The organism is Nocardioides sp. (genome assembly GCF_041913365.1).
GTDB lineage: Bacteria > Actinomycetota > Actinomycetes > Propionibacteriales > Nocardioidaceae > Nocardioides.
This window is the reverse complement of sequence record NZ_JAYSFM010000003.1, coordinates 213275-233604: the sequence shown is the minus strand read 5'-3', so window position 1 is coordinate 233604 and position 20330 is coordinate 213275. Positions and strand designations below refer to the sequence as shown.

Annotated in this window: 18 protein-coding genes, 1 tRNA gene and 1 pseudogene; 11 read left to right on the top strand and 9 right to left on the bottom strand. The window is 71.5% G+C overall.

Going from position 1 to position 20330, the window contains the following annotated elements; genetic code table 11:
- Window position 1: 1 nt before the first annotated feature.
- Window positions 2-1681 (bottom strand): arginine--tRNA ligase, encoded by a 1680-nt coding sequence (argS, locus tag ACE3QY_RS09505; RefSeq protein ID WP_374455766.1) that lies wholly within the window; start codon window positions 1679-1681, stop codon window positions 2-4.
- A gap of 87 nt (window positions 1682-1768) precedes the next feature.
- On the opposite strand from argS, the gene ACE3QY_RS09500 reads away from it, so the two are divergent.
- The 3 genes from ACE3QY_RS09500 to ACE3QY_RS09490 all read left to right on the top strand — a co-directional run bounded on the left by ACE3QY_RS09500 (window position 1769) and on the right by ACE3QY_RS09490 (window position 4008).
- The gene (locus tag ACE3QY_RS09500; protein WP_374455765.1) at window positions 1769-2266 is read left to right on the top strand and encodes a thioesterase family protein; all 498 of its coding nucleotides are present in this window, start codon (window positions 1769-1771) and stop codon (window positions 2264-2266) included.
- 82 nt (window positions 2267-2348) lie between these two features.
- A tRNA-Arg gene (locus tag ACE3QY_RS09495) sits at window positions 2349-2421 on the top strand.
- Window positions 2422-2598: 177 nt separating this feature from the next.
- Complete coding sequence (locus tag ACE3QY_RS09490) at window positions 2599-4008, top strand: choice-of-anchor P family protein (protein ID WP_374455764.1); 1410 nt, start codon at window positions 2599-2601, stop codon at window positions 4006-4008.
- Window positions 4009-4101: 93 nt separating this feature from the next.
- Here ACE3QY_RS09490 and ACE3QY_RS09485 read toward each other — a convergent pair whose 3' ends face one another.
- A complete protein-coding gene (locus ACE3QY_RS09485; RefSeq protein ID WP_374455763.1) occupies window positions 4102-5037 on the bottom strand; it encodes an LCP family protein in 936 nt (311 codons plus the stop codon).
- Entirely contained in the window at window positions 5034-5651 is a 618-nt protein-coding gene (locus ACE3QY_RS09480) for a hypothetical protein (protein ID WP_374455762.1), read from the bottom strand. Before ACE3QY_RS09480 ends, ACE3QY_RS09485 begins: the two co-directional genes overlap by 4 nt.
- Window positions 5652-5891: 240 nt before the next feature.
- Between ACE3QY_RS09480 and ACE3QY_RS09475 the strand changes: the two genes are divergently transcribed.
- Both ACE3QY_RS09475 and ACE3QY_RS09470 read left to right on the top strand, forming a co-directional pair.
- Window positions 5892-9707 carry a multifunctional oxoglutarate decarboxylase/oxoglutarate dehydrogenase thiamine pyrophosphate-binding subunit/dihydrolipoyllysine-residue succinyltransferase subunit gene (locus ACE3QY_RS09475; RefSeq protein WP_374455761.1) on the top strand — a complete coding sequence of 1272 codons (3816 nt, stop codon included), beginning with the start codon at window positions 5892-5894 and terminating at the stop codon, window positions 9705-9707.
- A gap of 9 nt (window positions 9708-9716) precedes the next feature.
- Complete coding sequence (locus ACE3QY_RS09470; RefSeq protein ID WP_129453612.1) at window positions 9717-9893, top strand: DUF6104 family protein; 177 nt, start codon at window positions 9717-9719, stop codon at window positions 9891-9893.
- On the opposite strand, the gene ACE3QY_RS09465 is transcribed toward ACE3QY_RS09470, so the two are convergent.
- Window positions 9890-10990 (bottom strand): fatty acid desaturase, encoded by a 1101-nt coding sequence (locus tag ACE3QY_RS09465; protein ID WP_374455760.1) that lies wholly within the window; start codon window positions 10988-10990, stop codon window positions 9890-9892. The two genes, ACE3QY_RS09470 and ACE3QY_RS09465, sit on opposite strands and share 4 nt — an antisense overlap.
- A 9-nt stretch (window positions 10991-10999) precedes the next feature.
- Window positions 11000-12088, bottom strand: coding sequence for a ferredoxin reductase (locus tag ACE3QY_RS09460; RefSeq protein WP_374455759.1), 1089 nt, complete (start codon window positions 12086-12088; stop codon window positions 11000-11002).
- Between the two features lie 146 nt (window positions 12089-12234).
- Between ACE3QY_RS09460 and ACE3QY_RS09455 the strand changes: the two genes are divergently transcribed.
- From ACE3QY_RS09455 to ACE3QY_RS09440, 4 genes and pseudogenes are all read left to right on the top strand, one after another.
- Window positions 12235-12879, top strand: a complete 645-nt coding sequence (locus ACE3QY_RS09455) for a TetR family transcriptional regulator (protein ID WP_374455758.1) — start codon at window positions 12235-12237, stop codon at window positions 12877-12879.
- A 5-nt stretch (window positions 12880-12884) separates the two neighbouring features.
- A complete protein-coding gene (locus tag ACE3QY_RS09450; protein ID WP_374455757.1) occupies window positions 12885-13403 on the top strand; it encodes a nitroreductase family deazaflavin-dependent oxidoreductase in 519 nt (172 codons plus the stop codon).
- A gap of 119 nt (window positions 13404-13522) precedes the next feature.
- Window positions 13523-13981 (top strand): annotated as a pseudogene (locus ACE3QY_RS09445) (sigma-70 family RNA polymerase sigma factor); the annotation flags it as partial.
- Window positions 13978-14703 carry a hypothetical protein gene (locus tag ACE3QY_RS09440; RefSeq protein WP_374455756.1) on the top strand — a complete coding sequence of 242 codons (726 nt, stop codon included), beginning with the start codon at window positions 13978-13980 and terminating at the stop codon, window positions 14701-14703. The pseudogene ACE3QY_RS09445 and the gene ACE3QY_RS09440, both read left to right, overlap by 4 nt.
- 21 nt (window positions 14704-14724) lie before the next feature.
- Here the strand turns inward: ACE3QY_RS09440 and ACE3QY_RS09435 are convergent, their stop codons facing one another.
- Together ACE3QY_RS09435 and ACE3QY_RS09430 are read right to left on the bottom strand one after the other, a co-directional pair.
- Complete coding sequence (locus ACE3QY_RS09435) at window positions 14725-15420, bottom strand: SDR family oxidoreductase (protein ID WP_374455755.1); 696 nt, start codon at window positions 15418-15420, stop codon at window positions 14725-14727.
- Complete coding sequence (locus tag ACE3QY_RS09430) at window positions 15417-16385, bottom strand: zinc-binding dehydrogenase (RefSeq protein ID WP_374455754.1); 969 nt, start codon at window positions 16383-16385, stop codon at window positions 15417-15419. The genes ACE3QY_RS09435 and ACE3QY_RS09430 overlap by 4 nt, the downstream gene beginning before the upstream one ends.
- A 69-nt stretch (window positions 16386-16454) precedes the next feature.
- On the opposite strand from ACE3QY_RS09430, the gene ACE3QY_RS09425 reads away from it, so the two are divergent.
- On the top strand, window positions 16455-17696 hold the full coding sequence (locus ACE3QY_RS09425; RefSeq protein ID WP_374455753.1) for a GNAT family N-acetyltransferase: 1242 nt from the start codon (window positions 16455-16457) through the stop codon (window positions 17694-17696).
- Between the two features lie 21 nt (window positions 17697-17717).
- Here the strand turns inward: ACE3QY_RS09425 and ACE3QY_RS09420 are convergent, their stop codons facing one another.
- Window positions 17718-18404: a hypothetical protein gene (locus ACE3QY_RS09420; protein ID WP_374455752.1), complete on the bottom strand. Its 687-nt coding sequence runs from the start codon at window positions 18402-18404 to the stop codon at window positions 17718-17720.
- A gap of 167 nt (window positions 18405-18571) precedes the next feature.
- Here ACE3QY_RS09420 and ACE3QY_RS09415 point away from each other — a divergent pair, with 167 nt between their 5' ends.
- A complete protein-coding gene (locus ACE3QY_RS09415; RefSeq protein WP_374455751.1) occupies window positions 18572-19153 on the top strand; it encodes a TIGR00730 family Rossman fold protein in 582 nt (193 codons plus the stop codon).
- Here the strand turns inward: ACE3QY_RS09415 and ACE3QY_RS09410 are convergent, their stop codons facing one another.
- Window positions 19154-20329, bottom strand: a complete 1176-nt coding sequence (locus ACE3QY_RS09410; protein WP_374455750.1) for an NADP-dependent malic enzyme — start codon at window positions 20327-20329, stop codon at window positions 19154-19156.
- Window position 20330: the final 1 nt, after the last annotated feature.

The window sequence follows — 20330 nt, the reverse complement described above, 5'->3', positions numbered from 1 at the left end:
ATCACATCCTCTCGGGAGCGGTGACCCCGAGCAGGTCGAGGCCGTTGGCGATGACCGTCCGCGTCGCGTGGACGAGGACGAGACGCGCCTCGTTGGTCGGGGTGACCGGCTCGTCGCCCATCGGCAGCATGCGGCACTCCTTGGTGTCGTACCACTTGTTGAAGACCGACGCCGTGTCCTCGAGATAGCGGGCCACGCGGTGCGGCTCGCGCAGCTCGGCGGCGCTGGCCACCACGCGCGGGTAGTCGGCCAGCGCGCGCAGCAGCTCGCCGTCGCGGTCGTGGCTGAGCAGCGACGGGTCGAAGGCCTCGCCCGGCAGCGACATGCCGAGGTCGGTCGCGTTGCCGATCATCCGGCAGGTGCGGGCGTGGGCGTACTGGACGTAGTAGACCGGGTTGTCGCTCGACGCCTTGGTGATCTCGGCGACGTCGAGGGTGAGCGGGCTGTCGGCGGGGTAGCGGGCGAGCGAGTAGCGCAGCGCGTCGACGCCGATCTGGTCGACCAGCTCGTCGAGGGTGACGATCGTGCCGGCGCGCTTGGACAGCCGCAGCTCCTCACCGCCCTGCATGATCTTGACCAGCTGGCCGATCATCACGTCGAGCGTGAGCGCCGGGTCGTCACCGACACAGGCTGCCATCGCCCGCAGCCGCCCGACGTAGCCGTGGTGGTCGGCGCCGAGCAGGTAGATGCAGTGGTCGAAGCCCCGCGCCCGCTTGTTGAGGTAGTACGCAGTGTCGGAGGCGAAGTAGGTGAGCTCGCCGTTGGACCGGATCAGGACCCGGTCCTTGTCGTCACCGAAGTCGGTGGTGCGCATCCAGAGGGCACCGTCGGCCTCGAAGAGGTGACCGTTGTCCTTGAGGCTGCGCAGCGTGTCGGCCACCGAGCCGTGGGACTCGTCGGCGTGCAGGTCGCGCTCGGAGAACCAGACGTCGAAGTGGGTGTTGAAGCCGTCGAGCTGGTCCTGCTGCTGCTTGAGCTGGATCGCGTAGCCCGCCTCGCGGAACGCGACGAGCCGCTCGTCGGCGGGCAGGTCGAGGATGCCCGGCTGCTGCTGGACGACCTCGGCCGCGAGGTCGGCGACGTAGTCGCCCCGGTAGCCGTCCTCGGGGACCGGGTTGCCCAGCGCGGCGGCCTCGATCGAGGCGCCGAAGAGGTTCATCTGGTTGCCGCGGTCGTTGATGTAGAACTCCCGCGCCACCTTCGCCCCGGCGGCCTCGAGCACCCGGGCGATCGCGTCGCCGAGCACCGCCCACCGCGTGTGGCCGAGGTGCAGCGGGCCGGTCGGGTTGGCGGAGATGAACTCGATGTTGATCGCGTGGCCCGCCATGTCCTGCGACCGGCCGTACGCCGCGCCCGCCGCGACGACGTCGGCCGCGACCTGGCCCTGCGCGCCGGCCTCGACCGTCACGTTGAGGAAGCCGGGACCGGCGACCTCGACGTCGGAGATGCCGTCGGTGGCGCGCAGCCGCTCGGCGACGAGGTCGGCGAAGGCACGCGGGTTCGTCCCCGCCTTCTTGGCGAGCTGGAGCGCGACGTTGGTGGCGTAGTCGCCGTGCCCCTTCTGCCGGGGTCGCTCGACCGTGACCTGGGTCGGCACGCCGTCAGGCAGCGTGATCGCACCGTCGGCCACGAGGGCCGTCAGCGCATCGACGATGGTCTCGGAGAGCTGCTCGGGATTCACCGGGCAAGCCTATCGGCGGCCCGCCGTCCGGCCCGAACCGGTTTCACGCCGTGGTTGCCGGTGCGGGCAGCCCTTAAGGTCCTGCCTGTGACGACGCACCCCACCTACGACCAGCTCATCGACCTCCCCGCCTACGTCGAGCAGCCCGTGCCGATGCCCTTCGAGGACATCAACGGCCACCTCAACGTCCGCCACTACATCGGCATCGCGAGCGAGGGCCTCGACGAGTCCCTGGTCGAGGTCGGGATCCCGCAGATGTGGCCGCTCACCGACGGGCATGCCTGCTTCACCGCCGAGCACCACGTCACCTACCTCAGCGAGCTGCGCACCGGCGACGCGATGTCGGCACGGGTACGGCTGCTGGGCCGCTCCGACCGGGCCGCGCACGCCCTGGTCTACCTGCTCGACGAGACCAAGCAGACCGTCGCGTGCGTGGTCGAGGAGATCTTCCTGCACATCGACCTCTCGACCCGACTGACCGCTCCGTGGCCCGAGGAGGTGGCCGCGAAGCTCGACGCCCGCGTGGCCGAGCACGAGGCACTCCCCTTCCCGGCCGCCACCTCGGGATCGCTCGCCCTGCGCTGAACCTCGGGCGGTTTCACGACCGCGTCGTGCGACCGGTAGTCTTCACCGCGCACTGGCCCCGGCACCGTCGGGGACGGGGCACGCCTCCGTAGCTCAGGGGATAGAGCACTGGTTTCCGGTACCAGGTGCCGCAGGTTCGAATCCTGCCGGAGGCGCACACCGATGGACTCCCACTCCGACGAGCGGGGGTCCATCCGTCATTTCCGGGGCCCGGACGCTGCTACTGGCACGTAACCCTGTGGCGACCGTCTCGTTGAGCGGGCGAGGGAGCACGCGCCGGTCTGAGGGGATCGGCCCCTGGTCGGCTCCCCACGACCTCGGGAGGGGAACCCATGCAACGCAGCACCACGCGCCGGACGACGGCGGCGACCAGCCTCGCCCTGGCCGCAGGGCTGGCGCTCACCGCCGCGCTCACCGCGCCCGCGCAGGCGGCCGGCAGCGCCCAGCAGCGGGGGCAGGACCAGCTGACCGACTACGGCTACCGCGGCGACGTCTACGGCGTGAAGCTCGTGACGGACAGCGTCGAGGCGCTCAACCTCAAGGACGCCCACGCGCAGCAGCTGTGCACCCGGGCCGTCGGCAAGATCGTCGAGCAGCAGTCCACGGTGTCGGTGCCGGACAACCCGCTCATCCACGTCTCGGCCAGCACCAGCCGCACCGAGACCTACACCGACGGCAGCACCCACGGCGTACGCGGGACCAGCACGATCGGCGACATCAGCATCGGCGGCACGGTCGGCCCGCTGACCACGCCGAAGCTCGTCATCAAGGGCCTGCAGACCACCGCCCACGCGTTCAACACCCCGCAGGGCTACGGCCACGAGGAGGGCTTCACCTTCGCCAGCATCTCCCTCGAGCTGCTGGACAACACCGTGGTCCAGCAGCTGCCCCCGGAGCTCCAGCAGCTGCTCGCCCCGCTCGACCAGGTCACCGACACGGTGTTCACGGGCACCCAGCAGGCGGCTCAGCAGGTGTTCCAGGTGCTGAGCGACGTGACCAAGCCGATCCAGATCCCCGGTCTGGGCAGCATCGCCCTCGGCTACAAGAACGGTCGTGCCAACAGCGGCAACGCCCAGTCACAGGCGTCAGCCCTGCGGATCGAGGTCACCGCCGGCGACCGTCGCCAGCTCGTCGAGCTCGGCACCGCCCGGGTGCGCATGGGCGGCCCGGCCCCGGTGGGCGTCTTCCGGTCCGGCGGCACCGCGATGGACTACCAGGCGCTCGAGGGGGCGCTGAAGTTCGGCAACGTCGAGCACAAGGCCCTGCCCTGCCAGGGCTCGCGCGGCCGCACGCAGACCTACAAGGTCCCGCACGCCAGCCAGCTCCTGCCCGTGCCGGTGACCCTCGACGGGGTGGTCTACCAGGTGCACGGCGACCAGTTCCGCAAGAAGTCGGTCGCCAAGGGCTGGTCGCGCACCGCCATCGGCTCCTTCTCGGTCCCCACCGCCCAGCTCGTGATCACCGACGTGTCCTCACGCGCGGCGATGCGCCAGAAGACCGGGAAGCGGGTCCGCTCGAGGGTCTCGACGTCGGTCGGCTCCATCACGGTGGCGGGCCAGGCGATCCAGGTGCCCGAGCCCGGTGGTGTCGTCGAGCTGCCCAACGGGGTCGGGGAGATCCAGCGCCAGCTGGTCGACACGGGCTACCGCGGCTCGCAGGTGATCGCCCTGCGGATCACCCTCTACTCCGAGGCGGTCGTGATCGACCTCGCGCGCACGGCGGGCCGCATCTACCCGCACTGACGCGCTCCGAGGCGTGCCCTGAGTACGCTCACCGTCAGCGACGCCGAGTCGGCCATGGGGTTCGACTCGGCGTCGCGTCGTCCCGGGGGTCGGTCAGCAGCGCCGCAGCGTGGCGTCCGAGCGGGCGTCGCGGCCCAGTCGCCGGGCCTGGGCGACGTCGGGGAAGACCACGCTGGCGGCGCCGACGAAGCCCACCCGGCCGCGCACGACGCACGTGGTGATCCGGCGCGGGTCGACCTGGGCGACGGCCTGCGCGAGCTCGTAGAGCTCGCCGGGGTCGGCGTTGGTGGCCATGTGCGCCATCACCGTCATCACGCCGCGCTCGATGAAGCCCGGCTTGTCGGCCTGCGCGCGGATCCGGGCGTGGATGCCGCGCAGGGTGCGCTGCTGGTTGGCCGAGCGGTCGAAATCGCCGCCCGCCAGGCCCTTGCGGATCCGCGAGAACGCCATCGCGTCGTAGCCGCCGAGGTGGATCCGGCCCTTCCGGAACCCTTCCTTCTTCAGGTAGGGGTCGTAGAAGCGGCGCGGGTTGGTGACGGTGATGCCGCCGATGTCGTCGACCATGTCCTCGAAGAACGGGAAGCGCGTGACCATCACGTAGTCGGGCTCGATGCCGATGAGGTTGCGCATCGCGCCGGCCATGCCGCGCGGCCCGGCGAAGTAGAGCGCCGAGTTGATCTTCTCGCGGCCGTGGCCGGGGATGCCGACCCACGAGTCGCGGGGCACGCCGATCGCGGTGGCCGAGCCGGTGCGGGTGTTGATCCCGACCAGCTGCAGGGCGTCGCCCCGTGCCCGGGTCATGTCCTGCCCCGGTCGGGCGTCGGAGCCGACGGCCAGGATCCAGACCACGTCGTCGCCCACCGACACGCCCTGCGCGTGGCGGATCTTGACCAGGCTGACCTCGGTCGACTGGACGGCCGACTGGGGCACGACGAGCGCGGTGACGGCGAGGACGCCGGCCAGGGCGACCGCCTTCACGGCGCGGCGCGCACGGCGTACGACCTCGCGGGGGGTGGTGTGCTCGCTCATCGCTGCGCTCCCTTCGAGATGTCGTAGCCGAAGACGCGCCACGCCCCGCGCTTGCGGACCAGGAAGAGGCGTCCGCGCACCACCGTGGTGCCGGTCTTGTCGCCACGGGTGTCGAAACGGAGCAGGACGTGCGCCGTCACCGACCGCGCCTGCTTGCGGGTGGCGAGGATGTCGAGGGAGACCGACCGGTGCCGGGCCTCGACGGCGTCGATGCGGCGGCCGCCGGTCTGGTTGGTCAGCAGCGCCTTGTCGATGCGGGCCCGACGCTCCGCGCCCCGGGTGAAGCCGGGGAAGGCCGACGGGAAGCTGCTGCGCGGGTAGGTGCCGCCGAGGTAGGCGGCCTCCCACCAGCGGTCGACGACCTGGCCCACCTGACGACGGACGGCCTTGCGCCGCGCGTCGGGGAGCCGGCCGTAGACACGGTGGATCTTGGTCTTCGTCTGCACCGGGTGCGAGGCCAGCGCCACCTGGCTGTCACCGCGGCTGAGCCGCTCGGGCGCGGCCTCCGGGTCCGAGCCCGACGAGCAGGCGGTGGCGGACAGCGGCAGGACGAGGACGAGCACGAGGGCGGCGAGGCGGGACCACGGCGTGCGGCCCGGTGAGGGGCGTGGCATGACGACTCCAGGCGGGGGCGAGGCAGGACGGAACGGGGTGGGTAGCGGTTGCCTGATCGGCCAGCAGGCCGGTCTGCTGACCGGTTACCCGGAGGTACGGATCGGGTGTGGTCGACACCATGCCTCAAAGGACGGGCCCGCCCCTGCATTTGCGTGCGTGTGCGACTAGCCTTGAAGGCGACATTGGACCGGCACAGTGTCCAACCCTTGCGCGATGATCCTGGAAGAGGCGAAACAAGCGTGGCGCAGTCCCCGAACGGGCAGTCCGGCAACCAGACCTCGGTTGCACCGTCATCTGACCTGGGAGCCAACGAGTGGCTCGTGGAGGAGATGAAGGAGCAGTACGACAAGGACCCCGCGAGCGTGGGGCCCGAGTGGGCGGCGTACTTCGGCAACGGGACGGCTCCGGCCGCCGCTGACGCGCCTGCGTCCGCCGCTTCCCCGGCCCGCGCCGCCGCACCGAAGGCCGCGACCACCACCCAGGCCCCGCCCGCCAAGGCGCCCGCCGCACCTGCTGCTCCCGCGGCGAAGTCCGCTGAGAAGTCCGCCGACAAGCCCGCCGAGAAGCCCGCCGTGAAGTCGACGCCGCGCCCGGCGGCCCCGGCCGACGAGCCCGCGAAGGGCACCAGCACCCCGGTCGCCAAGGAGTCCAAGCCGGCCGCGCCGAGCCAGGCCAGCGACGAGCCGACCTACACCGTCCTGCGCGGCGCCCCGGCGCGCACCGCCGCCAACATGGACGCCTCGCTGTCGGTGCCGACCGCCACCTCGGTGCGCTCTGTCCCGGTCAAGCTGCTCTGGGACAACCGGACCGTCATCAACAACCACCTCGCCCGCGCCCGCGGCGGCAAGGTCTCCTTCACCCACATCATCGGCTACGCGCTGGTGAAGGCGCTGAAGTCGATGCCGGAGATGAACGTCGGCTACGAGGTCGTCGACGGCAAGCCCAACCTGATCACCCCGGCCCACATCAACCTCGGCCTGGCGATCGACATGCAGAAGTCCGACGGCACCCGCCAGCTGCTCGTCCCCAACATCAAGGGCGCCGAGACGATGGACTTCGCCGCCTTCTGGACGGCGTACGAGGAGATGGTCCGCAAGGCGCGCGACGGCAAGCTGACCGTCGCCGACTTCCAGGGCACCACGATGTCGCTGACCAACCCCGGCGGCATCGGCACCGTCCACTCGGTCCCCCGCCTGATGGCCGGGCAGGGCGCGATCATCGGCGTCGGCGCGATGGAGTACCCGCCGGAGTGGCAGGGCGCCTCCGAGGAGGCCATCAACCGCAACGCCATCAGCAAGGCGATGACGCTGACCTCGACGTACGACCACCGGGTGATCCAGGGCGCGCAGTCGGGTGAGTTCCTCAAGCGCGTGCACAGCCTGCTGCTCGGCGAGGGCGACTTCTTCGACGAGATCTTCCGCTCGCTGCGCATCCCCTACGAGCCGATCCGCTGGGCCCGCGACATCGTCGCCAGCCACGACGACGACATCGTCAAGCAGGCGCGCATCCTCGAGCTGATCCACGCCTACCGGGTCCGCGGCCACCTGATGGCCGACACCGACCCGCTGGAGTACCGCCAGCGCAGCCACCCCGACCTCGAGGTGGAGTCGCACGGCCTCACCCTGTGGGACCTCGACCGCGAGTTCGCCACCGGCTCGTTCGGCGGCGAGGGCCGGCGCTTCATGAAGCTGCGCAACATCCTCGGCATCCTGCGTGACTCCTACTGCCGCACCACCGGCATCGAGTACATGCACATCATGGATCCCGACCAGCGCAAGTGGATCCAGGAGCGCGTCGAGCAGCCGCACGTGAAGCCGCCCCGCGAGGAGCAGCTGCGGATCCTGCTCAAGCTCAACCAGGCCGAGGCCTTCGAGACGTTCCTGCAGACCAAGTTCGTCGGCCAGAAGCGCTTCAGCCTCGAGGGCGGCGAGACCACCATCCCGCTGGTCGACGAGATCTGCGAGGCCGCCGCCGAGGCGGGCCTCGACGAGGTCACCATCGGCATGGCGCACCGCGGTCGCCTCAACATGCTGGCCAACATCGTCGGCAAGAAGTACAGCCAGATCTTCCGCGAGTTCGAGGGCAACATCGACCCGCGCACCGTCCAGGGCTCCGGCGACGTGAAGTACCACCTCGGCGCCGAGGGCGAGTTCGTGGCGGGGTCGGGCGACAAGATCAAGGTGTCCGTGGCGGCGAACCCGTCCCACCTCGAGGCGGTCAACCCGGTGCTCGAGGGCATCGCCCGCGCCAAGCAGGACATCCTCGACCAGGGCGAGAACTTCCCGGTCCTCCCGCTGCTCGTCCACGGTGACGCGGCGTTCGCGGGCCAGGGCGTGGTCGCCGAGACGCTCAACCTCTCGCAGCTGCGCGGCTACCGCACCGGCGGCACCGTGCACGTGGTGATCAACAACCAGGTGGGCTTCACCACCGCACCCGGCTCGTCGCGCTCCTCGCTCTACGCCACCGACGTGGCGCGGATGGTGCAGGCGCCGATCTTCCACGTCAACGGCGACGACCCGGAGGCGTGCATCCGCGTCGCCCGGCTCGCCTTCGACTACCGCCAGGCGTTCAACAAGGACGTCGTCATCGACCTCGTCTGCTACCGCCGCCGCGGCCACAACGAGGGCGACGACCCGTCGTACACGCAGCCGCTGATGTACGACCTGATCGAGCAGAAGCGCTCGGTGCGCAAGCTCTACACCGAGTCCCTCATCGGTCGTGGCGACATCACGATCGAGGAGGCCGAGCAGGTCCTCAAGGACTACCAGCAGCAGCTGGAGCGCGTCTTCACCGAGGTGCGCGAGGCCAGCTCCGAGGCGCCCACCGAGTGGACCACCGTCCCGGACTACCCCGACAAGCCGGCCGGCGAGTTCTCCACCGCGGTGACCCCGGAGGTCCTCAAGCGGATCGCCGACAGCTACGTCACGCCGCCGGACGGCTTCACCGTCCACCCGAAGGTGATGCCGCAGCTGCAGCGCCGCTCGGCCGCGATCACCGAGGGCCCGATCGACTGGGGCACCGGCGAGATCCTGGCCTTCGGCTCGCTGCTGATGGACGGCCGCCCGGTGCGCCTGGCCGGTCAGGACTCGCGGCGCGGCACGTTCGTGCAGCGCTTCGCGACGATCATCGACCGCACCAACGCCGACGAGTGGACGCCGCTGACCAACCTCACCGAGGACCAGGCCAAGTTCCACGTCTACGACTCACTCCTCTCGGAGTACGCCGCCCTCGGCTTCGAGTACGGCTACTCCGTGGCGCGGCCCGAGGCGCTCGTCCTCTGGGAGGCGCAGTTCGGTGACTTCGTCAACGGCGCGCAGACCGTCATCGACGAGTTCATCTCCGCCGGCCAGACCAAGTGGCGCCAGCAGTCCGGCGTCGTGCTGCTGCTCCCCCACGGCTACGAGGGGCAGGGCCCCGACCACAGCTCGGCCCGCATCGAGCGGTTCCTGACGATGTGCGCCGAGGACGCGATGGTCGTGGCCCAGCCTTCGACCCCCGCGTCGTACTTCCACCTGCTGCGTCGCCACTCGCTCGGCGAGGAGCACCGTCCGCTCATCGTCTTCACCCCGAAGTCGATGCTCAAGCGCAAGGAGGCGGCCTCGCAGCCGGCCGACTTCGTGGCCGACACGACGTTCCGCGCCTTCATCGGCGACGACGCCGCGGACCCCGCGCAGGTCGAGACGCTGATCATGTGCTCGGGCCGCGTGACGTGGGACCTGATGGTCGAGCGCTCGAAGCGCGAGGACGGCGCGAAGTTCGCCATCGGTCGCGTCGAGCGGCTCTACCCGAACCCGATCGAGGACATCAAGGCCGAGGTCGCCAAGTACCCCAACCTCAAGGCGATCCGCTGGGTGCAGGACGAGCCGCGCAACATGGGCCCGTGGCCGCACTACCAGCTCAACGTGTGGCCGCAGCTGGACCAGGTGGTCGAGCCGATCACCCGTCCGTCCTCCGCGTCCCCGTCGGTCGGCACGGTCAAGCGCCACACCGAGGAGCAGAAGACGCTCCTCGACGCGGCGTTCGCCTCGCCGCACGCCGCCGGCAACGACTACTGAGGTCCGCGCTTGTACTTCACGGACCGGGGCATCGAGGAGCTCGAGAAGCGCCGGGGTGACGAGGAGGTCACCCTGGCCTGGCTCGCCGAGCAGCTCCAGGCCTTCGTCGACGCCCACCCCGACTTCGAGGTGCCGATCGAGCGGCTGGCCACCTGGTTGGCGCGCCTCGACGACCCGGAGGACTAGGCCGCGACCGGCTGCGCCGCTGTCGGCTCGTCGGGCTGCGTGGTCGTGCGGTCCGGGAGCGCGAGACGGCAGATCTTCCTGGCGACGCTGGCGAGCTGCTTGCGCAGCGGACCGGTCGTGTACGCGATGCCGTAGCGCTCGCAGATCGCGCGCACCTCGGGCGCGATCTCGGGGTAGCGCCGCGCTGGCAGGTCCGGGAAGAGGTGGTGCTCGATCTGGTGGCTCAGGTTGCCCGACATGATGTGGAACAGCCGGCCGCCGGTGATGTTGGCCGAGCCGAGGACCTGCCGGTAGTACCAGTGGCCGCGGGTCTCGTCCTCGCACTCGTCCTGGGTGAACGTCTCGGCGCCGGCCGGGAAGTGGCCGCAGAAGATGATGTTGAAGGCCCAGACGTTGCGCACCAGGTTGGCGGTCGCGTTGCCGACGAAGGTCAGCGGGAACAGCGGACCGGTGAGCGCGGGGAACAGCAGGTAGTCCTTGAGCGCCTGGCGGCGCACCTTGCGCATGATGCCGGCGTGGAGGGCCTTGTTCTCCTCCAGCTTGCGCCGGCCCGCGACGATGTTCTCGACCTCGAGGTCGTGCATGGCCACACCCCACTCGAAGAAGACCATCAGGAGGAGGGCGTACAGCGGGTTGCCGAGGTAGTAGGGGTGCCACTTCTGGTCTTCGTCCATGCGGAGGATGCCGTAGCCGATGTCGCGGTCCTTGCCGAGGATGTTGGTGAAGGTGTGGTGGACGTAGTTGTGGGAGTACTTCCACTGCTCGCTCGGGCAGACGTTGTCCCACTCGTAGATGCGCGAGTTGAGGTGCGGGTCCCCCATCCAGTCGTACTGCCCGTGCATCACGTTGTGGCCGATCTCCATGTTCTCCAGGATCTTGGAGACCGAGAGCGCGGCGACGGCCAGCGGCCAGGCCGGAGGGAGGTAGAACAGCGCGCGACCGAGGACCTCCATCTGCTGCTGGCGCTTGACGATGCCGCGGATGTACGCCGCGTCGTCCTCGCCGAGGTCGGCCAGGATCCGCTGGCGGAGGTCGTCCATCTCCCGGCCGAAGGCCTCGAGCTGGTCAGGGGTGAGCTTCTGGTTCGTGGTGGTCATGGTGTCCTTTCACAGGTCGACGACGCAGTCGCCGACGGGGGCGGAGACGCAGATCTGGATGTCCTCGTCGGGGAGCGAGGACTCGACGCCGGAGAGCACGTTGCGGACGGTGCCCTCGGGCTTGCGGGTGGTGCAGGAGAAGCAGATGCCCATGCGGCAGCCGAACTCGGGCGTGAGGCCGAGCTCCTCGGCCTGCTCGAGGATCGAGGCGCCGCTGTTGGCGACCTGCCGGTCGCTGCCGGCGAAGGTGAGGTCGCCCTGGGCGCTGCCGGTCGCGGTGCTCGGCGGCTTGAAGAGCTCGAGCCGCAACCGGGGGCTGTCGGCGTACGCCGTCCGCACCAGGTCGATCATCCCGGCGGGTCCGCAGGCCCAGGTGTCGGTGTCACGGAAGCCGGGCACCAGGCGACGGAGCTCCAGCTCGTGGAAGACGGCGTCGCCGTGGCGCAGGTGCACCGTCACGTCGTTGTCGTCCGCCGCGATCCTGGCGAGCTCGGCGGCGTAGATCTGGTCCTCGGGCGAGCGGGCGTAGTGGAGGAACGTCACCGGCCGGCCGGCGCGGCCGTCGTACCCGTCGCGGAGCAGGGTGCGCACCATCGACATGGCGGGGGTGATGCCCGAGCCGCCCGTGATGAAGAGCAGCGGGTCGATGCCGGGCGTGGCGGGGCTGACTGGCAGCGTGAACTCCCCCTGCGCCTGCGAGAGGTGGAGCACCTGGCCGGGCTGCGCGTCGACGAGGTACTTGCTGACCTGCCCCTCCGCGTGGGAGCGGACGGTCAGGGTGATCTCCTCCCCCGCCCCCGAGGCGGCGGAGGAGATCGAGAAGCACCGGGTCATCCGACGCGCGGAGCCCGGCAGGTCGAGGCCGACCTGGACGTACTGGCCGGCACGGTGGCCGCGCCACGTCGAGGTGGGCTGGAGCGTGAGGGTGGCGACGGGGGCGCCGGCCGTGTGGGTCTCGCGGTGCACGTCGACGACGCGGGCGCGCACCTCGTGCGCCGCCCACATCGGGTTGACCCGGGAGAGGTAGTGGTCGACACCGTGGGGCGAGGCGAGCGCCGCCATGGTGCGCGAGCGGACGATCCTGTCCAGGACGATCATCCTGGCCTCCGTTCTTGAGTGAACGTCTGTTCACTCAACTATCCCGGCGTCGCGACCAGACGTCAACGGCACGACGGGTGATCCGGCGCACTTTCCGTGAACACTCGTGCACTCCCTGTCGGCCACGCGTGCCCTAGGCTCGAGGCATGTCCACCGAGCCCGAGGACGGCGAGTCCCGCGCCGAGCGCAAGGAGCGCACCCGCCGCGCGATCCTCGACGCCGCCCTCGCGCTGGCCGCGGACTCCAACTTGGCCGCGATCTCCCTCCGCCAGGTCGCCAAGCAGGTCGGCGTCGTGCCCACCGCCTTCTACCGGCACTTCGGCTCGCTGGAGCTCCTCGGGCTGGCGCTCGTGGACGAGAGCTTCCGCTCGCTGCGCCTGATGCTGATGGACGTGTGGCGCCACGCCCCGGAGTACCGCGACTTCATCGACGGCTCGCTGCCGATCGTGGCCGAGCACGTGCGCGAGAACCGCTCCCACTACGCCTTCATCGCCCGTGAGCGGACTGCCGGTCCCCCGCGCGTCCGCGAGGCCATCAGCCACGAGATCGAGCTCATCACCCGTGAGCTCGCCACCGACATCGCCCGCAGCGGCGCCGCCCAGCAGTACTCCAGCACCGACATCGGCCTGCTCGCCGACCTCATCGTGTCGTTCGTGGTGACGATGGCCGAGCGGCTCGTGGAGGACCCGGACTCGGAGGCCCGGACGCTGGCCCAGGCGCGCACCCAGCTGCGGATGCTGCTGGTCGGCGCGCTCAACTGGCGCTCGCGCGAGCCCGCGGCAGGAGCGTGACGACGATGGGCCTCGCGGACGACCTCGGCTACTCCCACACCTCGGCCAACCCGCTGCACCGGCTGGTCCGGTGGGGCGCGGGCACCCGACCCGGCGGCTGGGTGTTCTCCCACGTCCTGCGCCACCTCGACGACGTCGTCGGCCGGCTCAGCAAGGGGAGGCAGAGCGCGCCGGGGCTGCTGGCCGGGCTGGCCGTGCTCGACGTGACGACGACAGGTCGCAAGTCCGGGCAGCGGCGCACGAGCCACCTCATCGCGACGCCGTACGCCGGCACGCTGGCGCTGCTCGGCACGAACTTCGGCCAGGCCTCGACGCCGGCGTGGGCGCTCAACCTGGAGGCCGACCCGCACGCCGTGGTCACCTACCGCAACACCTCCCGCGAGGTGACCGCGCGGCCCGCGACGCCGGTCGAGGCGGAGGAGATCTTCGCCCTGGCCGGGGAGTTCTACCCCGGCTACCTCAGCTACCGCGAGCGGATCGGCGAGACCCGGCGGATCCGGGCGTTCGTGCTCGAGTCGGGTTGATCTGCGGGAGGAGGGAACCTCCCGGCCGTCTCGCGGATCTCTACTCATGACGACGCCTACACGAGTCTGGAGACGGCATGCGCGTGCCTGCCTGAGAATCGGCCTACTGCGAGTTCTTCGCGACCCGCCGACGACGGCTGCTCAGCATCTCGTACGCCATCCTGGGCAGCTGGCCGGCCGCCGAGGACGCGACCCAGACGGCCTTCGTGAAGCTCTACCTCCACTGGCCGAGGATCGACCCAGCGGCCGTGGACGCCTACGCGCGCCGCACGGTCGTCACCACCAGCATCCGGTCAGCGCAGAAGCGGGCCCGTGAACCACTGTCGGACTCGGTCCAGGACTCCGCGGCACGCGAGGTCGACCTGGACGTGCGCGTCGACCTGATGGGCGCGCTCGCCGACCTGCCTCCGCGCGACCGAGCGGTCCTGGCGCTCCGCTACCTCGAGGACCTGTCGGTCGCGGAGGTCGCCGGGTTGCTCGGCGTGGCCGAGGGCACCGTCAAGAGCCAGACCAACCGCGCCCTCGCCCGCCTCCGGGCCGACGAGGCGACCGTCAGCACCGAGAGGAAGACCTCATGAGCACCGACACCGACCTCCGGCGCGCCTACTCCCGCGCCACGGACGACGCCTCGACCGGACCCGACCTCGGCGAGGTCCTCGCGCTCGGGCGGGGAGCTCGCCGGCGACGTGCGCGACTGCGCCTCGCGGGAGCCGCCGGCCTCGCGACGGCCGTGGTGGCGGCAGGCGTCCTCGCGCCTCGCCTGACGCGGTCCGACGACGTCGTCGCACCGGAGCCCGCACCTGCGGCGACCGACTTCGTGGCGGGCACCGACGTGGACCAGACGCTGATGGACGTCGTCGCCGCGCACCTCCCCGCGCTGGGCGCCCCGCGCGACGTCTTTCCGAGCAGCACCGACCACAACGGCCCGATGCCGGACGCCGACTTCGCCTCCGCGACCGACTGGCAGGCGGAGTACGACCTGGGCGGCGGCGGCCTCTTCCGCCTCTTCGTGGGCCACCCGGCCGGGAGCAGTGCGTACGGCTGCCCCGACTGCGCGTGGTCGCCGGTGGCGGACGGGCGCACCTCGACGCAGATCTCGGAGCGGCTCGGCACGGATGGCAGCGCCCGCTGGCGCTTCCTCGTGGTATTCGAGGCCGACGACGGTTTCCTCGTCTCGGTGCTGGAGGAGATCCCCGCGGCCAGTGAGGGCGCCGCGGCGCAGGCCCGCAGCTTCACCGACGCCCAGCTCCTCGAGCTCGCGCGCGACGACCGGCTGACGTTCCCGGACCCGACCCCGTGACCTCGGTGACGAGCGGCCCGGTCAGGTGCCGGGCCGCGGCACCACCGGGCGGACGGTGACGTCCGGGATCGTCGCGTCGGCGGGCAGGTCGACCACGTGCAGGATCGTGTCGACGACCGTCTCCGGGCTGATCCACCGCGAGGAGTCGTACGTCCGACCCTCCTGCTCGTGGACCTTCTCCTGCATCGGGGTCGCGGTGCGGCTGGGGTAGACAGTGCTGACCCGGACGCCGTGCTCGACCTCCTCGGCCCGCAGCGCGTCGGCGAAGGCGCGCAGCCCGAACTTCGAGGCGGCGTACGCCGACCACTCGGCGCTCGCGGTGAGCCCGGCCGAGGAGTTCACGAAGACGATCGTGCCGCCGCTCGCGCGCAGGTGCGGCAGGAGCTCGCGGCTCAGCACGGCGGGCGCGGTGAGGTTCACGGTGATCTGCTCCTCCCACTCGGCGAGCCGCAGCCGCTCCACCCGGCCGAGGTCGACCACCCCGGCGACGTGGAGCAGCGTGTCGACGGCGCCGTCGACCTGGCGGCCGAGTCCGTTGAGGGTGCCGGGCTCGGCGAGGTCGGCGACCAGCACCTGCGCCCGTGGGAAGAGGTCGCGCAGCGCGGCCGCCCGGGACTCGTTGCGGGCCAGCAGAACGAGGTCGTCGCCCCGGTCGGCGAGCCGGTGCGCGAGGGCGAGCCCGATGCCGGAGCCGGCGCCGGTGACGACGTGCCTCACCGGGTGAACACGATCTTGCCGAAGACGTCTCCCCCGGCCATCGCCGCGAAGCCGTCGCGCGCCTGGTCCATCGGGAGCGTGTGGTCGATCAGCGGCCTGGTGCCGGTGGCGTGGAGGAAGGTGACGAGCTGGTCGAGCTCCTGCCGGGTGCCCATCGTCGAGCCGATGATCGAGAGCTGGAGGAAGAAGACCCGGGTGAGGCCGGCGTCGTCGACGTCGGGGCCCGAGGTCGTGCCGCTGATGACGATGCGGCCGCCCGGGCGCAGCGACCGGATCGAGTGGCTCCAGGTGGCCTTGCCGACGGTCTCCATGACGGCGTCGACCTTGACCGGCAGCCGGGCGCCGGACTCGAAGACCTCGTGGGCGCCGAGCTCGAGGGCGCGGGTGCGCTTGGCCTCGTCTCGGCTGGTGGCGAGCACGGTGAGGCCCGCGGCGCGGCCGAGGGTGATCAACGCGGTGGCGACGCCGCCGCCGGCTCCCTGCACGAGCACGGTCTCGCCCGGCTTGCAGCCGCCCTGGGTGAAGAGCATGCGGTAGGCGGTGAGCCACGCGGTGGGCAGGCAGGCCGCCTCCTCGAACGACAGTGACGCCGGCTTGGGCACCAGGTTGCGGCGCGGCACGACCACCTGGTCGGCGAAGGTGCCCTGGTGCCGCTCCGAGAGCAGCGAGCGACCGGGGTCGTCCGCCTCGTCACCGGTCCACGCGGGGTCGCCGATCACGCCGTGCACGACCACCTCCCTGCCGTCCTCGTCGACCCCGGCGGCGTCGCAGCCCAGGATCATCGGCAGGGCCTCCTGGCGCAGGCCCACGCCCCGCAGCGACCAGAGGTCGTGGTGGTTGAGGCTGGCCGCCTTCACGGTCACCGTCGCCCAGCCGTCGGGGGCCTCCGGAGCGGGACGCTCCCCCACCACCAGGCCGCTCAGCGGGTCGTCGGAGGAGAAGGACTCGGCGTAGACGGCGAACATGCTGCGACCCTAGCGAGTGCGGGTCGATATCCGGTTGCGGGTCCTCACGACGGACGATTGGCTGATCGGGTGAGCATCGAGGTACGTCCCGCGGAGGACTTCGACAGGTTCCTGGCCACCGACCAGCTCGTCTGGTTCGGCGAGGTCACCGACTCCGACGCCGAGCACGTGCGGCTCGGGCTCCCCGAGGACCAGCGGTTCGCGGTCGACGTGGAGGGCGGCCCCACCGACACGCACAGCGGGATCTACGGCGTCCGTCCGATGGAGATGTCGCTGCCCGGCGGCGCCGTCGTGCCCATCGCCGGGCTCACGTGGGTCGGCGTGCACCCCGACGCGCGGCGGCGCGGTGTGCTCACCTCGATGATGACCGACCACCTCGCGCGCACGCACGAGGCGGGGCTCGCCCTGTCCGCCCTCCACGCCAGCGAGGTCGCGATCTACGGGCGCTTCGGATACGGCAACGCTGTCCTGACCCACCAGGTCGAGGTCGGCCGCGGGACGACCTTCACCGCGCCGCACCTCGAGGACGAGGTCGCCGGCATCACCACCCACCTGGTGTCGATGTCCGACCCGGGCGTCACCGAGAGGATGCGGGCCTGCCAGCTCGACTCGGCACCGGACTTCCCGGGCACGATCGTCGGGACGCCCGACTTCTTCTCCCTGATGGCGCTCGAGCCGCCCGAGCAGCTGCGGGACAAGGAGCGCCGGCGGATCCTCTTCGCCCGACGCGACGGTGAGGACGTCGGGTTCGTCGGCCTGCGCCGCGAGCACAAGTGGAGCAAGGCGCGTCCGTCCGGCACCGTCACCGTCGGCACGTTCTGCGGCGGCCCGGCCGCTCGCCTGGCGCTCGCCCGCCGCGTCGTCGACCTCGACCTGATGGGCACCACCAAGCTGGAGAACATCGGGGCCGACGACCCGATCCTCGGGTGGGTCGGTGGCCCGCGCGGCGCCGGGTCGCTCGAGACCTGGGACAGCACGTGGATCCGCCTCGTCGACCTCGAAGCCGCCTGGCCGCTGCGCCACTACGAGGACGACTGCGACGTCGTGGTCGAGGTGGCGGACCGCCACGCCCCGTGGAACGCCGGACGCTGGCGGCTCACCTGCTCGGGCGGCTCCGGGAAGGCGACCCGCACCGAGGACGCCGCCGAGCTCACCCTCGACATCGACGTCCTCGGCGCCGGCTACCTCGGCCACGGCATCGGCGGCCGGCTGCGTGCCGGGCTCGTCGCCGAGCACCGCCGGGGCGCGTACGCCGAGCTCGCGCGTGCGATGCGCACCCTCGTCGCGCCGGAGCCGTCGATCGGCTTCTAGGGCCTCAGCCCGCCGCCCCCGTCACCGGCCCGGTCGCGCGACGATACGAGTGCCCTCGGAGGTCGTCCGCGAGGTCGTCTGCGTCGGCGTCACGATGACGTACTGGTCGGCGACGTACGTCGCGGAGCCGCACACCGCGTAGGCGGCGAAGACCGTGCCCGCCGTGCCGTCGTTGTTGACCTCGACCGCCCACCCGTTGTCCGGGATGTTGTCGCCGTCGCCGTCAGGGCCGGCCCAGCTGTCGTCGAACGGGAACGACCCGTGCATCCCCAGCGCCGTCGTCGAGCCACCCGAGGCGATCCCGCCCCCTGTCGGGGACAGGCCGTCCGGGCAGAAGAGGTACACCTCCGTGACGCCGACGTCCGCCCCCAGCGGACCCGTGCGCACGTAGACGAGCTCGAGCTCCCCTCCCGTGCCGGCCGGACCGGCGGGCCCCTGCGGGCCGGCGGGGCCGCGTGCGCCGGCCGGGCCCTGCGGACCGGCCGGCAGCTGCCCGGCCCGGAAGTCGCGCGCGGCCAGCGTCCCGTCGGCGACCTTCGCCGAGTCGACGGCGCCCGAGGCGAGGTCGACCCGCTTCACCCCACCGTCCTTGATGTCCTTGCTCGTGATGAGCCCGGCGGCGTACGCCGTCCCGCCCCCGAGCGCGACGACCAGCGCCACGGTCGAGGTGACGGCCGCGTAGCGACCCGAGCTGAACAGAGGCCTCATCGCCCTCTCCCTCCTCGCGCCGTGGGTGTGCTCCCGCGGCGCACCGGCGGTGACCCCGATGGTCACCGGATCCCGACCACGATCCGCTCGGCGGCGCAGGCACGACAGGGACGCTTGTCCCGGTCACCCCGGGAACCTCGGTCCCGGGCTTCCTAGACTGCCGTCCCGTGAGCACCACCTTGCGCCGCGTCGCCGTCTTCTGCGCCTCCAGCCCGGGCGTCGACCCCGCCCTCCCGCGGATGGCGTACGACGTCGGGCGCGGCCTGGCCGAGCGGGGCATCGGGCTCGTCTACGGCGGCGGCGGGCACGGGCTGATGCGCGAGGTGTCGCAGGGTGCGCTCGACGGCGGCGGCGAGGTGATCGGGGTGATCCCCCGCTCGATGATCGAGCGGGAGTGGGGACGCGACGACCTCACCGAGCTGCGCGTCGTGGAGACCATGCACGAGCGCAAGGCGATGATGGCCGACCTCGCGGACGCCTTCCTCTGCCTGCCCGGCGGCCTCGGCACCCTCGAGGAGGTCATCGAGGTCTGGAGCTGGCGCTACATCGGATTCAACGACGACCCGGTCGGCTTCCTCGACCTCGGCGGCCTCTGGACCCCGCTCCTCGACGCCCTCGGCGGCCTGGTCGACGCGGGCTTCATCCGCAGCGAGGTCCTCGACGACGTCGTGGTGGCCGAGGACCTCGACGCCGCCCTCGCCGGCCTCACGACGCGCCTCGGCGTCCGGCCCGGCGCCAAGCTGGAGTAGTCAGCGGCGAGCGACGCCGTCGCGGCGCGCAGCCTCCGAGACGGCGGACCGGACCGCCCCCGGGACGCGGGGGTCGAAGGGCGACGGGATGACGAGGTCCTCGCGCAGGTCGTCGCCGACGAGCTCGGCGAGCGCGGTGGCCGCGGCGACCTTCATGCCCTCGGTGATCGCCGTGGCGTGCACGTCGAAGGCCCCGCGGAAGATGCCGGGGAAGGCGAGCACGTTGTTGATCTGGTTGGGGAAGTCCGAGCGACCGGTGGCCACGACGCGGGCGTACTTGTGGGCGAGGTCGGGGTGCACCTCGGGCGTGGGGTTCGCAAGGCCGAAGATGATCGCGTCGGCGGCCATCGAGGCGACGATCTCCTCGGGCACCTGCCCGCCGGAGACCCCGATGTAGACGTCGGCGCCTGCCATCGCGTCGGCCAGGCTCCCCCGACGGCCGAACCGGTCGGCGGTGTCGCGGGCGAGGGCGGCCTTGACCTCGGTGAGGTCGGCGCGCTCGGAGTTGAGCACGCCCTGGCGGTCGAGGACGGCGATGTCGCGGACGCCGGCCTCCAGCAGGATGCGGGCGACGGCGACGCCGGCTGCACCGGCGCCCTGGACGACCACGCGCACGGTCGCGGCGTCGCGTCCGGTCAGCCGCAGCGCGTTGGTCAGCGCCGCGAGCGCGACCACGGCGGTGCCGTGCTGGTCGTCGTGGAAGACGGGGATGTCGAGCCGTTCCTTGAGCCGTGCCTCGATCTCGAAGCACCGCGGGGCGGAGATGTCCTCGAGGTTGATGCCGCCGAAGCTCGGCGCGAGCCGCACCACCGTCTCGATGATCTCCTCGACGTCGGTGGTGTCGAGGCAGATCGGCACCGCGTCGACGCCGCCGAACTGCTTGAACAGCACCGCCTTGCCCTCCATCACCGGCATTGCCGCGGCAGGACCGATGTCACCGAGGCCGAGCACGGCGGTGCCGTCGGTGACGACTGCCACGGTGTTGGGGACCCAGGTGTAGTGCTGGGTCAGCGTCGGGTCGGCGGCGATGGCCTCGCACACGCGCGCTACGCCCGGGGTGTAGGCGAGGGAGAGCTCGTCGGGGCCGTGGAGGGCGACCGTCGAGACGGTCTCCATCTTGCCGCCGACGTGCAGGTCGAACACGGGATCGCCTGAGTGCGGGTGGAGCGAAGCCATG